This is a genomic window from Streptomyces sp. NPDC126497, assembly GCF_040302425.1.
Taxonomy (GTDB): domain Bacteria; phylum Actinomycetota; class Actinomycetes; order Streptomycetales; family Streptomycetaceae; genus Streptomyces.
The window spans coordinates 69910-89747 of record NZ_JBEORT010000010.1; the positions used below are offsets into that span (position 1 = coordinate 69910).

The following is a 19838-nucleotide window of genomic DNA, read 5'->3' on the forward strand; positions in this document are numbered from 1 at the left end:
CCCCGTGATTGCAGGGGTGTTGGATGGTTCGTCGTCAGCAGGCAGCGGATCGAGCAGTGCGTCCGAAGCTGAGGTCCCCGGGGCATCCAAAGTATCAGCGGCACGTCGAAGCGGCGTTATGGGCGGAGATCACCAAGGGGCTTCTGGCCGAGGAAGCCGCCGCTGTCGTCGGTGTGGCGTCGGCGGTGGCCACCCGCTGGTTTCGGCAGTGTGGCGGCATGCGACCATTCGATCCGAAGCCGCCTTTTTTACCGGGCAGCACTGTGGTCGGTGCTGGGCCGGATGGCGTTCAGCAGGTCTCGAGGGATGTTGAGGGCAGTAGTGGCGGCCCACAGCGCGAGCACGATGAAGAGCAGCTGCTCGGGAATCCTGAACCACAATGGCGTGGCTGGGGCGCCGTTGGGCGGAATGCCCTCGAGGGCAGCGTAGATGTTGGCTGGCAGCATCAGCGCAAAGAGTATGGCCAAGCAGATCCCGGCCGCCGGGCGTGTCGTAGCTCGGATGAGTCCGGCGGCACCGAGGAACTCAAGTGCGCCGGTTACGTAGACCATTGCATGAGGAAACGGCACGAACGGCGGCACCATGGCTGTCAGGTCGTCGTGGCTGGGGATCATGGTGACGCTTGGTGGTGTGAAGTGCGCGGTCGCGGTGGCCACGAGCATGACCGCCAAGCCGTGTGTGGTACTGGCTTGCCAGGTCGCGAACCGTCTGATCCCCAGGGAGCCGAGCAGGCGAAATCCCAGCGCCGGGCCGACGAGGAGCATGAGGGCACCGAGCATGGTGTCCTCCGAGGAGAGCGAAGACGTGCCAAGGAGCGGCGGCCTTCTTCACGGGGTCAGCCGTTCGATGGCGGGACGTGCAGAACGAGGTGAGGTCGGCTGGGGCGTTCAGCCGCGGGTGAAGAACAGGCCGGCTCCGTACGCGTGGCGGGCGGAGACGAAGAATCCACCACCAGTCGGCTGGGTTACTGTGCCGCCGCTCTCGACGATCTTTCGGGCGTCCTCGACGTCGTCGACCAGGACGGTCATCGCGGCCAGGTAGGAGGAGGCCGGGACGGGTTCGCCGGGCAGTACGTCACCGGCGTGCGAGGCGCGGACGATCTCCAACCGTGCAGCGGCCGACTCCAGAACGGCGACCGGGCCCTCGTACCTGGCGGTTGCCTCCACCATGCGGGTGTACCGGTTCATCATCCTGTCGAACTCGGTGTCGGCGGCCACGATCAGCACGGCGCCGAGGCCCCGAGCACCGTTCGGGTGGTTGAGATAGCGAGGCTGGTGCACATACCGGCGAGTGAGGTGCTGGGCGATCCCGACATGGCCCTCCGGGGTCGAGCGCGGATCGATGTGCACGGCGCGGGCGCGCACTGTGCGCGGTCCCTCCTCCGTGTCGACATCTCGCTCCAGTTCCAGCACTCCCGAGGTGCGCAGCCCGGCGTCCGTCAGCCGACGCTCGGCGGTTTCGGCGTCATCGGTGTCGAGGTTGAGCAGCCGGAAACCCTCGTACTCGTCGGCCATCGCCTTGGTGTGCCAAGGGTCGGGTGCGGATTCGTCCACGATCCCGAGCAGCTCTATGTACGACCCCCCCGAACAGTGCGCACCGGTTGGCCGTGCAGCCGGGCACCGGCGACTGGCCCGGCCGCCCGCCGAGCAGGTGCCGCGAGCGAGGACTGAGGGTGAACCCGAATGAGAGGTAAGCCCGTTCCAGCCCTTCGAGGTCGCGGGTCAGGATCCCGGTGTGATGGATGCCCCGGATGTCGCGTGTCATGGGGCCGATGCTTCATCGACCGTCCGCGCCTGACCTTCAACTGCCGCCGCTACGCCGCTATCTGACATCGGCCTACACTGACCAGGTGGATTCGGTCACGCTGGACGTACTCGATCTCCAACTCCTGCACGCGCTCCAGCTCGACGGGCGCGCCCCCTTCAGTAAGATCGCCGATGTTCTCGGCGTCTCCGACCGCACCGTGGCCCGCCGCTTCGGCCGGTTCCGCAGCACAGGGATCGCCCGAGTGGCCGGCGTGCCCGACAGCCGCCGTATCGGCCACGCCGAGTGGCTGGTACGTCTGCGGGGCTTGCCGTCAGCCACCGCACCGCTGGCCCGTGCGTTGGCGCGCCGCCCGGACACAGCCTGGGTGACCGCTCTCTCCAGCGGTACTGAGATCGTGTGCATCTTCCGCGTCGCCGAGGAGGGACCAGCACCCTTGGAAGGGCTCGGCCGCCTGCCACAGATCACGCAGGTCGACGCACAACGGCTGCTGCGTCCTGTGATGGACCACCGCTGGATCGGGCGGACATCAGCACTTACCGCGGAGCAGATCACCTCACTGCGGCCACCTCCCGCTGCGGACGCCAGTGCGGTCTGCCTGACCGAACTCGACCGCCGCCTGCTCCCCGCCCTTGCCGCAGACGGCCGCGCCGCCTACCCGGACCTCGCACAACAGGTCGGTTGGTCTGAATCCGCCGTCCGTCGTCGCCTGGAAGAACTCCGCCGCACCGGCGTGCTCCAGCTGGACGTTGAGGTTGCCCCACGCTTATTTGGATTCTCCGCCCAATGCCTGGTCTGGCTGACCGTCACCCCCGCCCAGCTGGGCAGTGTCGCCCAGGCCCTGGCCGCCGACCCCGAAGCGGCGTTCGTCGGCACCACGACCGGCACCCACAACCTGATCGCCATCGCCATCTGCCGGGACGCCACCGCCCTCCACGCCTACCTCACCGACCGCATCAGCTGTCTCAACGGCGTCGAGCGCATGGAAACTGCCATGGTCACCTCCTACGCCAAGCGAACGGCTCCCATCGCCGTGACGACGTCGAGGCCACGGAAGGACCCGATTCCGACGTGAGCAGCGTCGGGATGTGGGCGTCTGCCACCTGCACCAAGGTGCGTGACGCGCGTGCGCAGTGTGGATGTGTGAGCCAATCCCCACATCTAGTGGTTGGATTGCGGCAGCAGCCCAGAAGTTGTGGTCCCTCGGTCCTTCGAGTACCCGGCGTGCTCGTATGCTTGGGGCTGCTCCCTCCCGGCAGCCCGACCGAGTCGTTCGCCTCGGTCGAGGCGAAATCCTGAGCCCTGCTCAGGATCCCTACTGGGACTGGAGGGAGGGGATGCCAATGGCTGCGGAGTCAGATCCGCTTGGTCACTGCGCGCGGTGTGAACGCCGTCTGTCCATACGACAGGCGATGATCGACTGGGCGCCGGTGATCACGGTCATGGTGGAGGTGCTGAAGTCCTTCTGGTCCTGACCAGAAGCAGGGACCGGCCGGTGACGGCGAGCTCACAGCAGTGAGCCCGACCGCCAGAAGGACGGCCGGGCTCGTGACTGCGGCACCGCTGAGGGGCCTGGTGCTGGTTGCAGCCAGCGTCAGGCCCTTCGGGGCTCTGGGATGGTCGGTCCTTGAAGGGCCCGTCCAGTCCCGGTGAGTCCCGGGTGCCTCTGCATCGTATGACATCGCCATTGCATTGCAATGCCTTGGACGGCTGCGTCGTGCTGGCCCACCGTCCGAATGAGCCCGGCGGTATCGAGGTCAGGGTTGCCTCATGGGCAAATTCTTTGCCGCTGGGGTAAGGGTGGATCTATACCTGATCGCAGCACGTCCTGCCGGCCTCGGCGGGCGCTCGTCTTCAAGGATGCCAAGCCACTGCGCCGGTGGCGGGGCGGGGGACGGAGCGCTTTCGTGCCACCGGGATATTCGGGTTCGCCGTGACTACGCCACAAGGAGATGACCATGGCTCGAGCTGACGTTCTCGTCGACGCCGACTGGGTCCAGTCCCACCTCGACGACCTGCAGGTCGTGCTCGTCGAGGTCGACGAGGACACCACCGCCTATGACACGAACCACATCCGCGGTGCGGTGCGCATCGACTGGCGGCAGGACCTGCAGGACCCGGTGCGCCGTGACTTCGTCGACCAGGCGGCCTTCGAGAAGCTCCTGTCGGACAAGGGCATCGCACGCGAGAACACGGTCGTGCTCTACGGCGGCAACAACAACTGGTTCGCCGCGTTCGCCTACTGGTACTTCAAGGTGTACGGGCACCGGGACGTGCGGCTGCTCGACGGCGGCCGCAAGAAGTGGGAGCTGGAGGGCCGCGAGCTGGTCGGCGAGAAGGTCACCCGCGCGGCCACTACCTACACCGCGTCCGCCCCCGACCCCTCGATCCGTGCCCTGCGCGACGAGGTGCTGGCCGCCATCGGCTCCCAGAACCTGGTCGACGTGCGCTCCCCGGAGGAGTTCTCGGGCAAGCTCAGGGCCCCGGCCCACATGATCCAGGAAGCCGCACTGCAGCGTGGCCACATCCCCACTGCGGTGAACGTTCCCTGGTCCAAGGCTGCCAACGACGACGGCACCTTCAAGTCGGACGAGGAGCTCGCCGCCCTGTACGCGGACGTGGATCCCGCGCGCGAGACGATCGTCTACTGCCGTATCGGAGAGCGCAGCGCGCACAGCTGGTTCGTGCTCAGTGAGTTGCTCGGGCACGAGCAGGTGCGCAACTACGACGGCTCGTGGGCCGAGTACGGCTCGCTGGTCGGCGTCCCGATCACCCTGCCCACGACGGACTGACCTCCGGCACACCCCACTGCTCCGGCAGACGACCAAGGGAGAGGCACGCATGACCGACCGGCCGACCTTCCAGCCCTTGAGGCCGGCACCGGGCCGGGCCGACCTCGGCCTGGTGCCCGCCCGCTCGTTCGCCGGGAAGAACCGCTCATCGTGTTCGGACACGACACCCGCGGCCGGACCGGCGAAGCCGCAGCGGCCTGAGGGGCAGTGGGCGCTGGGGGAGCGGACGCCGCTCAACGCCAACGAACGGTTCAAGCAGGAGGACGACGGCCTCAACGTCCGCGAGCGCGTCGAGTCGGTCTACGCCGCGAGCGGTTTCGCGGGCATCGATCCGGAGGATCTGCACGGGCGGCTGCGCTGGTGGGGCCTTTACACCCAGCGCCGCCCCGGCATCGACGGCGGCAGGACCGGCACCCTCGAGCCGCACGAACTGGACGACGAGTTCTTCATGCTGCGCATCCGCCTCGACGGCGGGCGTCTGACCACCGGGCAGCTGCGCACCATCGGCGAGGTCTCACACGCCTTCGCCCGTGACACCGCCGACCTCACCGACCGGCAGAACATCCAGTTGCACTGGGTGCGCATCGAGGACGTCCCGGAGATCTGGCGGCGCCTGGAGGGGGCGGGCCTGACCACCGCCCAGGCGTGCGGCGACACCACCCGTGTCTTCCTGGGAAGCCCGGTCGCGGGCATCGCGGCCGACGAGATCATCGACGGCACCCCCGCCGTGGAGGCCATCCATCAGCGCTGGATCGGCGATCCGGCGTTCTCGAACCTGCCGCGCAAGTTCAAAACGGCGATCAGCGGCTCACCACTGCAGGACGTCGTTCATGAGATCAACGACGTGTCCTTCGTCGGCGTACGCCACCCGGACCTCGGTCCCGGCTTCGACGTCTGGGTCGGCGGCGGACTGTCGACCAACCCCATGCTCGCGCAGCGCCTGGGCGTCTTCGCCACGCTCGAGGAGGTGCCGGAGATCTGGGCGGGCGTCGTCTCCCTCTTCCGCGACTACGGCTACCGCCGGCTGCGCAACCGGGCACGGCTGAAGTTCCTCGTCGCCGACTGGGGCGTCGCGCGGTTCCGCGAGGTGTTGGAGAAGGAGTACCTCCAGCGCATCCTGACCGACGGCCCTGCACCGCCTGCGTCGACGGGTCCCCGCGACCACGTCGGTGTCCACCCCCAGCGGGACGGCCGCTTCTACGTCGGCGCCGCACCCGTGGCCGGACGAATCTCGGGCACGACCCTGATCTCCCTGGCCGACCTGGCCGAAGAACATGGATCGCACCGTGTGCGGACCACGCCCCACCAGAAGATCCTGGTCCTCGACGTGCCCGGCGAAGCGGTGGAAGACCTGGTGAGGAACCTGGAGCCACTGGGGCTGCAGGCACGCCCCAGCACGTTCCGCCGCAACACCATGGCCTGCACCGGCATCGAGTTCTGCAAACTGGCGATCGTGGAGACCAAGGACCGGGCCGCCACCGTCGTCGAGGAACTCGAGCGGCGCCTGCCGTCCTTCGGCCAGCCCCTCACCGTCAACATCAACGGGTGCCCCAACAGCTGTGCCCGCACCCAGGTCGCCGACATCGGGCTCAAGGGCCAGCTCGTCCTCGACGCCCAAGGACGCCAGGTGGAGGGGTTCCAGGTGCACCTGGGCGGCGAGCTCGGCGTGACCGCCCGCTTCGGCCGTAAGCTGCGCGGTCACAAGATCACCGCTGACGAGCTCCCCGACTACGTCGAGCGCCTCGTACGGCGCTTCGACGAGGCCCGCACCCCCGGCGAGACCTTCGCCCAGTGGGCGGCCCGCGCGGACGAGGACCAGCTCCTGTAGCAGTCCTACTGTGATCGGGCCGGCCAGAGGGCCGGCCCGGTGCCGCACACGCTCTCGACCGGAGCGCAGACGAGGCCGCGAAGCCACCGAACCGGGCTGTACGCGCGAGCGCCCAGGGAAAGCGGCACGGCCTGCGGCCGGTGCGGGAGACATATCCGCGCCGCCCGGCGAGAGCCAGGAACAGACGACCAAGGACAGCGGTTGTGCACCAAAGGGACGAAACACCGGATTTTTGCCTCACTGACAAGAACTTTGCTCCTGAGGTAAAAAGCCGTCTTAATGGACATATGAGCCCTTACGAGCCGGGCAGGGTCGATCACCTACCGGCAGTCGCACCGCAACTCCGTGCACTGCGACGCCGCGCCTCCCTCACCCTGGAAGCTGCGGCCCGCGCCGCCGGCCTGTCGCCCGCGCATCTGTCCCGAATGGAGACCGGGCAACGACAGCCCTCACTGCCCTCGCTGCTCGCACTGGCCCGTATCTACGGAACAACCGTCTCCGACCTGCTGCTCGAACGAGTCGCCGACCCGGACGCGGTCATGAGCGCCACCGACATGCGACCGACCCAGGCGGGCGGCTGGACCTACCAGCAGGCCGGCGCCCCGAACCGGAGCCTGCAGGCACTGCGGGTCCACATCCCCTACGGAACCCAGAGCGACGTCGTGCGGTCGCACCCCGGCGAGGAATGGCTGTACGTCCTCGAAGGACGGTTGCGGCTCCACCTCGCAAACGCCGTACATCCACTGACGGCGGGTGACAGCGCCCACTTCGGCTCACTGACCCCCCACCGCCTCGCCGCGGAAAACCCCGACGGAGTCGGACTGCTCTTCGTCCACACCCTGCTGCAGAGCCCCAGCGCCGCACTGTGCCTCGGCTCGGCGGTCGAACACACCCTCTAAGGAGACCTGCCATGGCAAACTTCGAAGAAAAGTTCCCGCGCGCCCTCTGGATACGTCTGGTCATCTACCTCGCCGTCGGTCACCTCTTCGCAGCATTTATCTGGCTGCTGTTCGAGGTGGGCGCGAAGTAGAGGCCGAAAGCCTCTGACGACCGCCGGCGGAGAAATTCTCGGCCACTTGCGGGCCGTCTTTACGCTGGCGCCAACAGTCCGCGCGGCACCCGTGTTTGACATCCCGTCGGCGCACGCCAGGATGATCCGGGCTTGCTCAGCCATACGCCGGTCGGACAGCCCGCCCGGCGCACCAGCTCAACACGCTCGTCCTCGGAAAGGGCGATCTCCACAGCACCAGGGCCCTGATGCGCCATGGAAAGGAAGGCAGCCACTAATCCTTAGGGTTTCGGGTGCAGTGCATTAGAGCGGACGGTGTCCGGTCAGGCCCTGCCACACGTTTCGGGCGTCGTCGAGAGCTGCTCGTGCCTGCGGGAGCTTGACGTCGGCATCGTGACGGGCGCGTGTCCTCTCCAACCGTTCTTGCGCCAGCTCTATCGGTTCTGTCGCCTTGCGTGCCTCACGCAGCTCGGCTTCACGCACGCGGATCTCGCCGGCGCGCCGTTCCTGCAGCCTGTTCACCGTCACGGCCGCGTTCTGGACCTGGACGCTGAACCGGCGCACCGTTTCCTCAGGAAACTCCTTGCCGTCGTAGCGTTCCATGCGCTCCCGCCCGTCGGGCTGTGTGAGGTACACATACGACACGTGCGCAGAACGGGAGAGATCGAATCGGACGTGCAGTCCGGCCAACGGCACTTCGTCGTCGAAAATGAGGACCGTGTGCTCGTACAAGGTGATCCGGCCCAGCTGCCCGATCCGCTCCCCGCGATGCGGTGTGCGCAGTCGCTCCAGCTCGGATTCCACCTGGCGGACCCGACGCCGGTAGGCCCGCTCGGCCCGCTTTACCCCGGCCAGTGCCTGCCACTTCTCACGACGCGCAGACTTCTGTAGCTCGCGTACGACGCCGCGGGCATCCTCCAGAGTCATGCGTGCCTCCCGATGCTCCTCGTGGAACGCGTACGCCCACCCGCCCGGGTACCGGACGAGCCGCCAGACCGTCCACCACACTCCCAGGGCCATCACGACGATGACCCACCAGATCGCGATCATGTATTTCCCCCTTCCGCGACCGCGCGGCCGCGGCAAACCACAGCAATAGCGGGGTGCACGGGAACAGGTCAACCCGCCCTGGTCATGCCCGTAGTCGCCCTCGCCTGCATGACGCGCTCTCAGAACTGAAAGTGATCTTGCGAAGTGCGCCGCGAAGTAACGGACCGATGAGGGACGATGGCCACCGGCAGCCATCATCCGGTGGCGGTCCTGCTCATCGACGGGAGGCGCGAATGCAGTTAGAAGTGCACGTGGAACCGGACGCGAGAGAACTGCGTTCGCTGCAGAACTGGCTGCGATCGGACCCGGACGTACGCAGGTCTGTTACGACCGGGATGCGGGGGAGTACGCCACAGCCGGGGGAGATGGGTACGGCACTCGACGTGCTGCAGCTGGTGACGGGGAACGGGTGGAGTGCGGCGTCGTTCGTCCTGGCTCTGGTGGCGTGGCGACAGACCCGGCCGCAGCGGCCGCGGGTGGAGATCCGCCGTGGTGACACGGTCATCTTTCTCACCGACTGCTCGCCTGAGGAGATCGAACGGGCAACCAGGGCACTGAACGCCACCGCGAACGAGGACCGGGAAGCGTGAGCGTCCTGCCCGACCCAGGGGCTTCCCGCGCCGTACTGATCGGCACGAGCCGCTACGACCACCTCGAGCAACTGCCGGCCGTATCGAACAACCTGACCGCCCTCGCCGCCCTCCTGAGCGGCCCACTGTCCCTGCGCCTGCCCACCCCACACGTGACCGTCGTCGAGAACCCGCCCGACCCGGGCACCGTGATGGACCCGCTCCGTCAGGCTGCTGCCGAGGCCACCGACACACTGATCGTCTACTACGCCGGCCACGGCCTCATCGACCCCCACGAAACGCTCACCCTGGCCCTGCCCCACACCCAGTCCGACCGGATCGAAACCAGCCTCAACTACGACTGGCTGCGACAGGTCCTCCTGACCTCCCACGCGCAACGACACGTCGTCCTCCTCGACTGCTGCTACAGCGGCCTCGCCCTCGGCAGGATGAACGCATCCCAAGGGCTGGCCGACCAGGCCGCAGTCGAAGGCACCTTCCTCCTCGCCGCCTCCGCCGAAACCCGCACCGCACTGGCACCGGTCGGCGACACCCACACAGCTTTCACCGGCGCCCTCCTCGACACGCTGCGCCACGGCATCCCCGGCGGCCCGCCGCTGCTCGACCTGGAGACCATCTACCGGCACCTGCGCCTGACCCTGGAAGCACGAGCACATCCCGTACCACAGGCCAGGAACCGCAACAGTGGCGCCCGGGTCGCGCTGGGGCGCAACCACGCGGACCTTCCCGCCGCACCGGATACCCACGTAACCAGCACCCAGCAGGACCATCGCTCATGGCCCGACCCGTCCTCGATCCGCACCGTCACCGGCTTCTTCGCCAGCCTCGCGGCTGTACGGGAAATCAGCGGACTGTCCCAGCAAGAGGTCAGCCGCCGCTCAGCCGGACAGATCTCCACAGGAACCATCAGCAGACTGGTCAACCGCAACACGCTCCCCGCCACCTGGAGTACCACAGCCACCTACCTGGCCGCATGCGGCATCCCCGACGACCAGATCCGGCAGTGGCACGGAGTCTGGCAGGAACTACGTCGGGACACGCCTGCGACACAAGAAGCAGGCGCCGGCGCACCCGGCGGCGACATCACTGAGCTCAAGAAGGTGCGGTGGCGACTCTCCGCCCTATGGCGCGGCCGCGGTCACTGACCGGAGTCAGCTGGGACCGAGACCCCGGACGGACGGGGCTGAGGAACCTTCCCCGTGTCCCTGGAGTCGCTCCCGGTCAGGGTATTCCAACCAGCGATAGCCAAAAGACCGACAATGAGGACCACACCCGTGGACGGCTTCTTCCACCGACTGGATGCCGACGAGGGCTTCACATAGTGCCCCGCCCGATAATAACCCTTGCGCTGCTGCGCCACAGCTCCACACCCCCGAAACGCCAGGCTGACGGTCATACCAGTCTTCCGATCGCACTCCGTCTTCGGTGCCGAACGGCCAAGTATGTCCGAAACCCACCACCTGAAGCAGCAGTGCAGACCTACCGGGGACAACGACGCCCGCCCACATAACAACCGCAGGGAACGATGTTCTCGGAACGCCTCAAGCAGTGTCGTCGGCCGCCAGTAGCGTGACCTCTGTGATGGTGGGAACCGAAGAGACTCGGCTGATCGTGCTGCGCGGCAACAGTGCATCGGGGAAGTCGTCCGTCGCGGCCGTACTCCGCGAAAGGTTCGGCCGTGGCCTGGCACTGGTCGGCCAGGACAACCTCCGCCGCATCGTGCTGCGTGAACGGGACCGACCGGGAGCGGCGAACATCGGCCTGATCGACCTGACCGCCCGCTACGCGCTGGACGCCGGGTTCCACGTCGTGGTTGAAGGCATCCTCTACTCCGACCGTTATGGTGACATGCTCGCCCAATTGCATGCCGACCATCGCGGCTCGACCCATGGGTACTACTTGGACGTGCCGTTCGGTGAAACCCTCGCCCGGCACGCCACCAAGCCGATCGCCGATGACGTCAACGAGACGCAGCTGCGTGACTGGTACCGGGAGCGTGATCTGCTGCCCGGCGGGCTCGAGACCGTCATCGGCGCCGACAGCGTCCTGCACGAGACCGTTGACCGCATCATGCTCGACACCGGCCTGGCCCACCTGCCGGCCATGGACCGCTGACCGGAGCGCCGCTGCGCCCACGTGCCGTCATCAATCGCCGCCGGCCCCGCCCCAGCCATGAGGCCGATCACAGATGCGGCCGTGACGCACTCAGCCCTGACCGCTGCTGGTCAGCGCTTACGCCTGCTGATAAGCATGCCCAAGTCCGGGAGACCTGCTGGTCGGGATCATGGGCGGGACGCCGCACGGGTGCGGAGGGGCCGTGCTGGAGCAGGTCGGTCAGCGGCGCCACGAGGATGGGGGCGTCGTACGTGAAGCGGGTGGCGCAGGCAGACCGGCCCCGCGCGTAGGGCACTGATCCTGTTCTCGGCACCGGCAGGTCCGGTGCCGTCCAGGACGAACAGGAGGCGTGGGAAGAGCAGGTAGTGTCGCCGCCACTTCCCAACCGCCGGTTCCTGGAAGGTCGGCCGGCGTGCTGGGAACACGGGCATGTAGCGATAGAGGCGCTTGTACGAGTACAGCTTGACGGCGAGGCGTTCGGGCCCCATCGGGGCCCGGTCGACTACCACGAACGCCCGTAGCGTCGACCCGTTGTCATCGTGGACGATACCGCGCCGGGGATGACGGCCTCGCCGCTTCAGACCGGGTGGCGGATCTCGGGGATCCAGCCCAACGGCTGGCACAACTCGCCGCGACGGCGGGCGTCCTCGATGAAGACGAGCTCGGTCTCCATCACGGTCAGTGTGTGGTTGACCCTCAGCTGTACGGCGGTCGAATCGGACACCGTCCTGGAAGACCGGTGCCCGCGCTTCTCAGGCACGCGGAGGCGAGTTGCACGCCGTACAAGGTGGGAAATCACGCCCGGGTTCGTCCGGCCTGCGGCAGGGTGAGTGATCAGTTGGCCCTTCGGTACGCAACCGGCCAGCCGCCACCAAGTCTGCTCGATCCGTACTGCGTCAGTACGCCCAGCGCCAGCCGATCCCCGCTGCCTGCGTCCACGCCGATCATCACGGTTCCGCTCGCTTCCCGTCCGGTACGACACAGGACTGCCCGGCGCCGCGAGTACCGGACGATTACCAACACGGTCCCGAATCAGCAGGAGAAACAGACTGCCGGGCCCGGAGGCCAGTGGCCCTCTTACCGGACCGCGAAGAACATAATGGGGCGGAATGTAAATGCAGCGTCGCCGCCCTGATCACGATCCCAACGCCTTCATGGGCACCTGACAGAAACTTATGCGGTGAGGTGGTGGTTGAGGATGGTGGCGGCGGTGCTGATGGTGCCGGGCATGAGGTGTCGGTAGATCTTGAAGGTGACGTCGATGTTCTTGTGACCCATCCATGTCGGCGACATCGGTGATGGGGATGTTGTGGGTGAGGCAGTTGGAGGCGAAGAAGTGCCGGAAGCTGTAGAGCACCATCCTTTCGGGGATGTCGGCCTCGCCGGCTTTCTTGATGCGCTGCCATTGGTTGTTGAGGTAATAGTGCGGGAACGGCTTTGAGGCGTCTTGGGGGTGGCGCAGCAGGTAGCCGTTGGTGGTGCCCTATGTGTCGGCGTACCACTCGATCGTGTTCTTGACGTGGGCGGGCAGGGGGACGTCCCGGTAGTCGCCGGTTTTGCGGTGTTTGAGGCGGGCGTAGTGGCCGGTGGTCTGGTTGACCTGTTCGGTGATGCGGTAGACGTCGTCGGCGACGATGTTGCGCAGGTTGACGGCGGCGGCCTCGCCGTTGCGCATGCCGCAGCCGCTCATCAGGTCGGTGATGAGCCGGAAGCGGTCGTCGCCGGCTTCGCGTATCTGCCGTAGTTGTGCGGGTGAGGGGATGACTGCGCGCTTGGGGTCGTACTGGGGTGGTTTGACGCCGGTGAGGGGGTGGTCGTCGTAGAGGCCGAGGCGGTGGGCGTCCAGGAGGATGGCCTTGAGTTTGTCGAAGGCGTTGGCCTGGGTGGCCGGGCCCACGCCGGCGCGTTCCATGGACCGGATGAAGCCCTCGACGACCCTGGGATCGAAGGTGTCCATCCGCCGGCTGCCCAGCAGCGGAAGCATGTGGTGCTCCAGCAGGGACTCCAGATGCCACACCGAGGCCGGGCCCAGGTCACGCTGGCCAGCCTTCCACTCCGCAGTGTACTCACCGAACCGCATCGCCCCGTAGAGCAAGACCCGCTCCGCCTTCGCCCGCCCTCGCGGCGCGGCCTTCTTCGCCTTGTAGACATCCGTCAAGCGTTCGATGGCATCGTCCTGGGTCGCGAACCCCGACTCCTCCATCTGCTTCCCGGCCGCCGACCGGTACCGGATCTTGTAGGGGTGCGGGCACTTCGACCACCGCGACCGCGGATGCCCACACTCCTTGAAGAACGACCCCATCCCACGAACCAGCGAATCCCGCCCCATGGCCGACCGACTCCCGCGACTGATGCTGACAGTTTGCTGACCGCCAGGCATCCGAAACGCCGCTGACGTGCGGAAAAGCTGATGGAGTTCGCTATGTGGTGGAACTTCATCGGCCGTTCGCACGACGACATCGTCCAGGCGCGCGAGGACTGGACGACGGGGACCACCCGTTTCGGTGAGGTGCACGGTTACGACGGGACCCCGCTGCCCGCGCCGGAACTGCCGAACGCACCGCTGAAGCCGCGAGGGAGGGTGCGCTGACCTGCGCAGGAGTGGGTCCTGAACCACGGATCCCGTGATCGCTGCTGCAGCTGTCCAGCGGCGTGGACGTCCCGGAAGGCAGCCCTTCGGATCCTGCCTCCCCCGGGCCCCTGAAGCGGGGACATGACCGTCGCCACCCGGTGCGGCCGTCGCGGGGCGGCTCGATCAGCGGCCCTGGCCGCACCGGGGCCGGCGCTGCGGGCGTTCGCTGCCGGCTCCCCTCGGGCACTCGCGCTTCACTTGCGCACCGTGGCCTCGGTGCCGGGTCGCAATCGCGCAACGGTCGCGGCAGCCCGTCGGCCCGGGGCTCGGGCACGGTACGGGCCCCGTGATCACCGGGGAGGGACCGGGGGCCGGTCGGCTGGGAACGGCCTCGGTCAAGGCCCTGGAGCGCAGCGGGTTGAGCACGACGACAGGACCGCCGGGATCCTCCGCCGCCGACCGTGGCCGTCCCCGCACTCGCGAGGACGCGATGGTGCACCCCCGGTGCGGCGCGCCGGACTCGCCCGGGGGATGTCCGGTGAGCGGATCGAGTCGTCCGCATAACGGTCCGGTATCGCTCGCTGGCACTTCCGGGCATTACCGATGGTCATGTGATCTGCATCACTAAACATCGTGTAAAGGGCGTGGTAGAACTGCGCAACTCCGCAGGTGGCAGCACCCCTCGCCGCGATGCGGAGCGTCGGCCGACACGCCGACTGTACGACCAGGGTGATCACGCTCCGAGTCCGCGGAGCGGGCCCCCGGATCGCCGATCGGACAACGGCGTTCGCTCAACGACAGCACACCGTCCCGGCACAGTCCGCTGTGCGCCGGTCCCGCGCCATCGAGGTAGCCATAGTGTCACTCGACTCCGTCACCCGATCCGTCGACGAGTCCGTCAGCGGGTTCTTCGAGCCCATAGCCAAGTGGCTCGGGGAGGTCGTGTTCTACGCCGTTCCCGTCGGGGGCACGGATCTTCCGCTCATCGTCGCCTGGCTGGTGGTCGCCGGCCTGGTGTTCACCGCCTGGTTCGGCCTCGTCCAGCTGCGCAAGTTCAGGCTCGCCCTCGACGTGGTGCGCGGCAAGTACGACGAGAAGGGGTCGGCCGGCGAGGTCAACCACTTCCAGGCGCTGACCGCGGCCGTCTCCGGCACGGTGGGCCTCGGCAACATCGCCGGTGTGGCCGTCGCCGTCTCCATCGGCGGACCCGGGGCCACGTTCTGGATGATCCTGTGCGGTCTGCTCGGCATGGCCACCAAGTTCGTCGAGGTCACCCTCGGCGTGAAGTACCGCGAGGTGCACGCCGACGGCACCGTCTCCGGTGGTCCCATGCACTACCTCCCCAAGGGCCTGGCCGACCGCTTCGGCAAGAACGGCAAGACCCTCGGCAAGGTCCTCGCGGTCCTCGCCTCCTTCATGATCCTGTTCTTCGGCCTCTTCGGCGGCAACCTCTTCCAGGTCAACCAGTCCTACGCGCAGCTGGTCTCCGTCACCGGCGGCGAGGACGGGGCGCTCGGCTCCTCCGCCGGCGCGCTGTTCTTCGGCGTCCTCGTCGCCGCGCTCGTCGGCGTCGTGCTGCTCGGCGGCATCCGCTCCATCGCCAACGTCACCAGCAGGCTGGTGCCCGCCATGGCCGGCATCTACATCGCCGCGTGCCTGGTCGTGATCCTGGTCAACGTCACCGCCGTGCCGGACGCGATCGCCACGATCGTCGAGGGCGCCTTCGACCCCGAGGGCGTCGCCGGCGGTGTGCTCGGCGCGCTGATCATCGGCTTCAAGCGGGCCGCGTTCTCCAACGAGGCCGGTCTCGGCTCCGCGCCGATCGCCCACTCCGCGGTCAAGACCAAGCACCCCGCCAGTGAGGGCCTGGTCGCGCTGCTGGAGCCGTTCATCGACACCGTCGTCATCTGCACGATGACCGCGCTGACCATCGTCATCGCCAACCCGGCCAGCTGGGGCGAGGCACGCGCGGGCGAGGACATCGGCGGTGTCACCATCACCTCCGACGCCTTCGAGACGGTGCTGCCCTGGTTCCCGTACGTCCTCACCGTCGCCGTGCTGCTGTTCGCCATCTCCACGGTGCTGACCTGGGGCTACTACGGCCTCAAGGCGTGGACGCACCTCTTCGGCCGCAGCCGGGCCAGCGAGGTGACGTACAAGGTCGTCTACACCGTGTTCGCCGTCGCGGGCTCGCTGCTGACCCTGCAGACCCTGATCGACCTGGCCGACGCCGTGCTGTTCATGCTCGCCGTCATCAACATCATCGGCCTCTACCTCCTCGCCCCGGTCGTCAAGCGCGAGCTCGACTCCTTCCTGGAGCACGTCCGGGCCCGCAGGGCCGGCGAGATCGCGGACGACGAGTCCGGCGAAGACCAGGAGTCGGTGAGGACCACCGCCTGACCGCACCCCCTGCGGTCCGGCTCCCTGGGGGCGCCCCGGCCGAAGGCCGGGGGAGGGCCCGCGCACACCTTGAGCCTCTTGCGCCTCGGTGTGCGCGGGCCCGCTCGTCTTCGGCGGTCACGAGGAGTTCGAGACCTGCGTGAGTGAGTCGGTCACCGAATCCCGAACGGCGCTGCTCCACAGCCGCAGGCCGGTCACGGACTCCGGGGAGCCGCCGGCGACCGCGACGTCTTCCGGCCACGGCTGTTCCCCGGCTCCCGTCGCGGCGGCGACGGAACGGTGTGGGTGACGAACGGCCGCCCGGGCCACGGGGCCCGGACGCGCCGGTGTTCCCGGCGGGTGGCGGCGCCGCGTCCGGGGGTGAGCCGTCGGGGCCCACGGTGACGGCAGGTTGCATGGCGGTGTCCCCCGTCCCGTAAGAAGCTGGGAAGAGGGACGGACGACGGTGCCCGGACCCGACGACGCGGGCGGCCGGGAGACCGTCGGCGTGCCGGACGTGGCGGTTCCCCCGCTCCAGGAGTGCCCCGGCTCCCTCCGCGGCGCACGTGGGCCGGGGGCGGCGGCCTGTCGTCGGCCGCCCGCCGGATCCGTACCGAGGTGAGGAGGAAGGCGATGTCGCACACGACGGAGTGGAGGGTTCGACTCCACCTCTTCGAGGACGACGACGGAACCACGAAGGCGCACGTGGTGCTGGACACCGGCACCACGTCGCTCACCGGCCAGGGGACCGCGCACTGCCATCCGGCGGACGAGAACGTGCCGGAGATCGGCGACGAACTGGCGGCGGGGCGGGCCCTGCAGAACATCGCCCAGCGGCTGCTGAGCACCGCCGAGCGCGACATCGAGGGCACGGGGGCGCCGCGGTCCGGCACGCGGCAGGCCACCGGATGGCTCACGTGACCCACGGCCGGCGCGGCGAAGCAGCCACGACGCATGCCGTACGGCACGGGTGAACCGTGGGCGCCGCCGGCCGACGTCGTGGGTGGCGACGGATCGGGCTCCGGCCCGGCGGCCGTTCCCCGCCTCCAGGACACTTGATCGAAGGCCTTACCCGCAGACACACTGTTCCGCATGGGATCAGTGGGTGGTGGGGCCGACGGGGCACGGGTCGGGAAGCGGCGATGAACGCCGACCTGCCCTCCTTCCGCTATCACCCGGACCCCCTCGCGACCGGGGCCGTCCGCGCGTCCGACGAGACGTGCGCCTGTTGCGAGCGCGCCACGGGGTGGATCTACACGGCCGCCTTCCACACCGCCCACGACGTCACCGGGCATTTCTGCCCGTGGTGCATCGCGGACGGAAGCGCTTCCGAACGCTTCGCCGGCGAGTTCACCGACTCCTACGGGCTCGACGGCGTCAGCGAGGAGGTCCTGCACGAGGTCACCCGCCGCACTCCCGGCTTCCACGCCTGGCAGGATCCGCACTGGCTCGTCCACTGCCGGGACGCGGCCGCCTTCGTGGGCGAGGTCGGACACGCCGGGCTCGCGGCACATCCCGAGGCCCTCGACCAGCTGCGGACCGACCTGCGCCTCGACGGCCGGCACGACGAGGCTCGACTCGAGCGCTTCCTGACCCGCCTGGGGGAGGGGGCGAGCGCCATGCTCTTCCGCTGCACCGTCTGCGGCACCCACCTCGCCTACGCCGACGCGTCCTGACCCCCGCCCGGGCCGGCGGGACGCGGTGACCGCCGACCGGGCGTGTCAGCCGCGGTCGGCCGGTGCGCGGGCAGGCCCTTCCCGCGCCTACCAGTGAGCGGGTCGGCTGAGCGTCGGGGGCAGCACGGTGGCCGCGTCGCCCCTGGCCGCGTTCAGCTGTGCCTGGGTGAGGAACAGCGCGCCGGTGAGGTCCGCGCCGCTCAGGTCGGCGTCCCGCAGGTCGGCGCCGATCAGGTCGGCGTCGCGCAGATCGGCCCCGCCGAGGTCGGCCGCGACGAGGAGGGCGCCGCGCAGGCTCGCCCCGCGCAGGTCGGCGCCGGACAGTTCCGCGCCGATCAGATCGGCCCCGCGGTGGTTCCTCCTGCGGCCCGGGACCCGGGCGCGGGTCAGCTCGCTGGCCCGCAGCAGCAGCGGATTGACCTCGCCGCGCAGCGCGTTCACGTCCAGGGCGGTGATCGACTCGGCGCTGCCCCGGGTCAGGCCGTCGATCCGGGCCAGCGCCTTGCGCAGTTCCCGGTGGACGGGACGGGCCGGTGCGAGGTCGAGGGCCTCGACGACGTACCGGAGCAGCTCGTGCAGCTGCCGCATGACGGGGAAGACCTCGAACATGGCGCGCGCCGTCTGCGGCGCCCGGCGCCAGTCGGTGCCGCCGAAGGTGACCTGCGACACCTTCTGTCCGGCGCCGAAGCAGTCGAAGACGGTACAGCCCGGGTAGCCCTCGTCGCGCAGCCGGGCGTGGATGCCGCAGCGGAAGTCCTGCCGGAGGTTCGAGCACGGCCGGCCGGCGGGCTTGTCGACGGCGAAGTCGGCCGAGCGGGCGAAGGGCAGGGCCGCACAGCACAGGCCGAAGCAGGCGGCGCAGTCGGCCCGCAGGTCCTCACGGTCCTCGGAGGCCCTGGGGGACCGGGACGCCTCGGAGTCCTCCCGGGGCGGCCTGCGGTCCTGGTTCCCGGAGTCCGGCCGGCGCGTGCGGGCGGGCCTGTCGTTCCCGGCCTGCCGGCTCGTGCGCTTGCGGCCCGCGGTGCCGCGCTCCCGGTCCTCGCCCGGGACAGCGCCGTCACGGTCCCGGTCCGCGGACGGACGCGTGCGCTCACCCGCCTGGGACGGGAGCCCCCGCCCGCCGGCGGAGGACGACCGCCGGCGTTCCCCGGCGGAGGAGGAGCGCTTGCGGACTTCGTCCGCGGACGACCGCCGACGTCCTCCGGGGGAGGAAGGGGCTCCGTGCTGTGGCGACACCGTGCGTGCTCCTGGGGGGACGACGAGCACCGCGTCCCGCGGCGCTTCGAGGACGGCCTCCATTCTCACAGACGGGGCGGGGTGCCCGTCCGGGCGCCGTCCGGTCGGCTCAGCCCGTCGTGCCCTGCAGGAACTCGGTGAGCGCCCTGCCCGGACGGAACACGGCCGTCCCGCCGTCCGGCTGGAACCTGCCGAAGCTGCCCAGGAGGACTTCCTCGCCCCGCCTCAGAGCCTCGGCGATCGAACCCGGGTGTTCCACGGTGCCGAAAACTGCATCGAGTACCCGCTCCACCTCGTCGGCGGTCGTGCGCCGGCCGTCGTCGTCCGCCGCCTTCTCCGTGGTCGCTTCGATCAACTGGGTCCTGTCCATACGTCCTGCCCGGAGTCCGAGGGAAAAGCTCGTGATGCCACGATCGCCGCGGTCCGCCGCCGGTGCACCTCCTGACGGGCGTGCGAGTGGTCGCGGCCTCCCGGCCTGCTCCGTACCGGTGACCGTCCGCCGTCGGACGGCGTCGGACGGCGTCGGACGGCCGGGGAACAGCCGGGGGCTGCTTGTCCGGGAGCCCCGACCCCGTCACCCCGGACGTGCTCATCGGGCAGGTGCGCGAACCGGAACCGTCCCGGTGGTTCGTCCGCGCCCGTCTCGAGTCCGGCGGCGGCAGGTCCAGCACCCGCGGTGCCGCCACGGAGACCGCGGCCACCGGCCAGGCCCGTCACCGGCCCCGACCCGGAACCGCCGGACGAGGACCACGCCGGCGACCGCCCGGGGTGCGCTCCGCGGTCCCGAAAATCCGTTGTGCTCCGGGCCCGGTCACCGGATTCTTGGG

18 protein-coding genes and 2 pseudogenes are annotated in these 19838 nt (G+C 69.0%); 14 read left to right on the forward strand and 6 right to left on the reverse strand.

Annotated features, from left to right (window positions below; genetic code table 11):
- Nucleotides 1–23 precede the first annotated feature (23 nt).
- Nucleotides 24–242: pseudogene (locus tag ABTY20_RS35350) on the forward strand (IS30 family transposase); the annotation flags it as partial.
- A gap of 6 nt (nt 243–248) precedes the next feature.
- Here ABTY20_RS35350 and ABTY20_RS08155 read toward each other — a convergent pair.
- Complete coding sequence (locus tag ABTY20_RS08155; protein ID WP_351996141.1) at nt 249–779, reverse strand: DoxX family protein; 531 nt, start codon at nt 777–779, stop codon at nt 249–251.
- A gap of 108 nt (nt 780–887) precedes the next feature.
- Nucleotides 888–1571: a VOC family protein gene (locus tag ABTY20_RS08160; protein ID WP_351996182.1), complete on the reverse strand. Its 684-nt coding sequence runs from the start codon at nt 1569–1571 to the stop codon at nt 888–890.
- 278 nt (nt 1572–1849) lie between these two features.
- On the opposite strand from ABTY20_RS08160, the gene ABTY20_RS08165 reads away from it, so the two are divergent.
- The 6 genes from ABTY20_RS08165 to ABTY20_RS08190 all read left to right on the forward strand — a co-directional run bounded on the left by ABTY20_RS08165 (nt 1850) and on the right by ABTY20_RS08190 (nt 7414).
- Nucleotides 1850–2839 carry an Lrp/AsnC family transcriptional regulator gene (locus ABTY20_RS08165; RefSeq protein WP_351996142.1) on the forward strand — a complete coding sequence of 330 codons (990 nt, stop codon included), beginning with the start codon at nt 1850–1852 and terminating at the stop codon, nt 2837–2839.
- A 268-nt stretch (nt 2840–3107) separates the two neighbouring features.
- Entirely contained in the window at nt 3108–3239 is a 132-nt protein-coding gene (locus ABTY20_RS08170; RefSeq protein WP_351996143.1) for a hypothetical protein, read from the forward strand.
- A 483-nt stretch (nt 3240–3722) separates the two neighbouring features.
- A complete protein-coding gene (locus ABTY20_RS08175; protein WP_351996144.1) occupies nt 3723–4556 on the forward strand; it encodes a sulfurtransferase in 834 nt (277 codons plus the stop codon).
- A gap of 49 nt (nt 4557–4605) precedes the next feature.
- Complete coding sequence (locus ABTY20_RS08180; RefSeq protein ID WP_351996145.1) at nt 4606–6384, forward strand: nitrite/sulfite reductase; 1779 nt, start codon at nt 4606–4608, stop codon at nt 6382–6384.
- Nucleotides 6385–6671: 287 nt separating this feature from the next.
- Nucleotides 6672–7283, forward strand: coding sequence for a helix-turn-helix domain-containing protein (locus ABTY20_RS08185; protein WP_351996146.1), 612 nt, complete (start codon nt 6672–6674; stop codon nt 7281–7283).
- A gap of 11 nt (nt 7284–7294) precedes the next feature.
- Entirely contained in the window at nt 7295–7414 is a 120-nt protein-coding gene (locus ABTY20_RS08190; RefSeq protein ID WP_351996147.1) for a DUF6126 family protein, read from the forward strand.
- A 282-nt stretch (nt 7415–7696) separates the two neighbouring features.
- Here the strand turns inward: ABTY20_RS08190 and ABTY20_RS08195 are convergent, their stop codons facing one another.
- Nucleotides 7697–8443 carry a hypothetical protein gene (locus ABTY20_RS08195; RefSeq protein WP_351996148.1) on the reverse strand — a complete coding sequence of 249 codons (747 nt, stop codon included), beginning with the start codon at nt 8441–8443 and terminating at the stop codon, nt 7697–7699.
- 233 nt (nt 8444–8676) lie between these two features.
- Between ABTY20_RS08195 and ABTY20_RS08200 the strand changes: the two genes are divergently transcribed.
- From ABTY20_RS08200 to ABTY20_RS08210, 3 genes are all read left to right on the forward strand, one after another.
- Nucleotides 8677–9033: an effector-associated constant component EACC1 gene (locus tag ABTY20_RS08200; protein WP_351996149.1), complete on the forward strand. Its 357-nt coding sequence runs from the start codon at nt 8677–8679 to the stop codon at nt 9031–9033.
- Nucleotides 9030–10178: a caspase, EACC1-associated type gene (locus tag ABTY20_RS08205; protein WP_351996150.1), complete on the forward strand. Its 1149-nt coding sequence runs from the start codon at nt 9030–9032 to the stop codon at nt 10176–10178. Before ABTY20_RS08200 ends, ABTY20_RS08205 begins: the two co-directional genes overlap by 4 nt.
- A gap of 436 nt (nt 10179–10614) precedes the next feature.
- Nucleotides 10615–11148 carry a P-loop NTPase family protein gene (locus ABTY20_RS08210; RefSeq protein WP_351996183.1) on the forward strand — a complete coding sequence of 178 codons (534 nt, stop codon included), beginning with the start codon at nt 10615–10617 and terminating at the stop codon, nt 11146–11148.
- 1483 nt (nt 11149–12631) lie between these two features.
- Here the strand turns inward: ABTY20_RS08210 and ABTY20_RS08215 are convergent.
- Nucleotides 12632–13306, reverse strand: a complete 675-nt coding sequence (locus tag ABTY20_RS08215) for a tyrosine-type recombinase/integrase (protein ID WP_351996151.1) — start codon at nt 13304–13306, stop codon at nt 12632–12634.
- Between the two features lie 255 nt (nt 13307–13561).
- Between ABTY20_RS08215 and ABTY20_RS08220 the strand changes: the two are divergent.
- The 4 genes and pseudogenes from ABTY20_RS08220 to ABTY20_RS08235 all read left to right on the forward strand — a co-directional run.
- A pseudogene (locus tag ABTY20_RS08220) lies at nt 13562–13738 on the forward strand (pirin family protein); the annotation flags it as partial.
- Between the two features lie 840 nt (nt 13739–14578).
- The gene (locus tag ABTY20_RS08225) at nt 14579–16120 is read left to right on the forward strand and encodes an alanine/glycine:cation symporter family protein (RefSeq protein ID WP_351996152.1); all 1542 of its coding nucleotides are present in this window, start codon (nt 14579–14581) and stop codon (nt 16118–16120) included.
- Between the two features lie 612 nt (nt 16121–16732).
- A complete protein-coding gene (locus ABTY20_RS08230) occupies nt 16733–17020 on the forward strand; it encodes a DUF1876 domain-containing protein (RefSeq protein WP_351996153.1) in 288 nt (95 codons plus the stop codon).
- 221 nt (nt 17021–17241) lie between these two features.
- Nucleotides 17242–17775: a CbrC family protein gene (locus ABTY20_RS08235; RefSeq protein ID WP_351996154.1), complete on the forward strand. Its 534-nt coding sequence runs from the start codon at nt 17242–17244 to the stop codon at nt 17773–17775.
- 87 nt (nt 17776–17862) lie between these two features.
- Here ABTY20_RS08235 and ABTY20_RS08240 read toward each other — a convergent pair whose 3' ends face one another.
- Complete coding sequence (locus ABTY20_RS08240; protein WP_351996184.1) at nt 17863–18648, reverse strand: pentapeptide repeat-containing protein; 786 nt, start codon at nt 18646–18648, stop codon at nt 17863–17865.
- Between the two features lie 472 nt (nt 18649–19120).
- Entirely contained in the window at nt 19121–19381 is a 261-nt protein-coding gene (locus ABTY20_RS08245) for an HU family DNA-binding protein (protein ID WP_351996155.1), read from the reverse strand.
- Nucleotides 19382–19838: the final 457 nt, after the last annotated feature.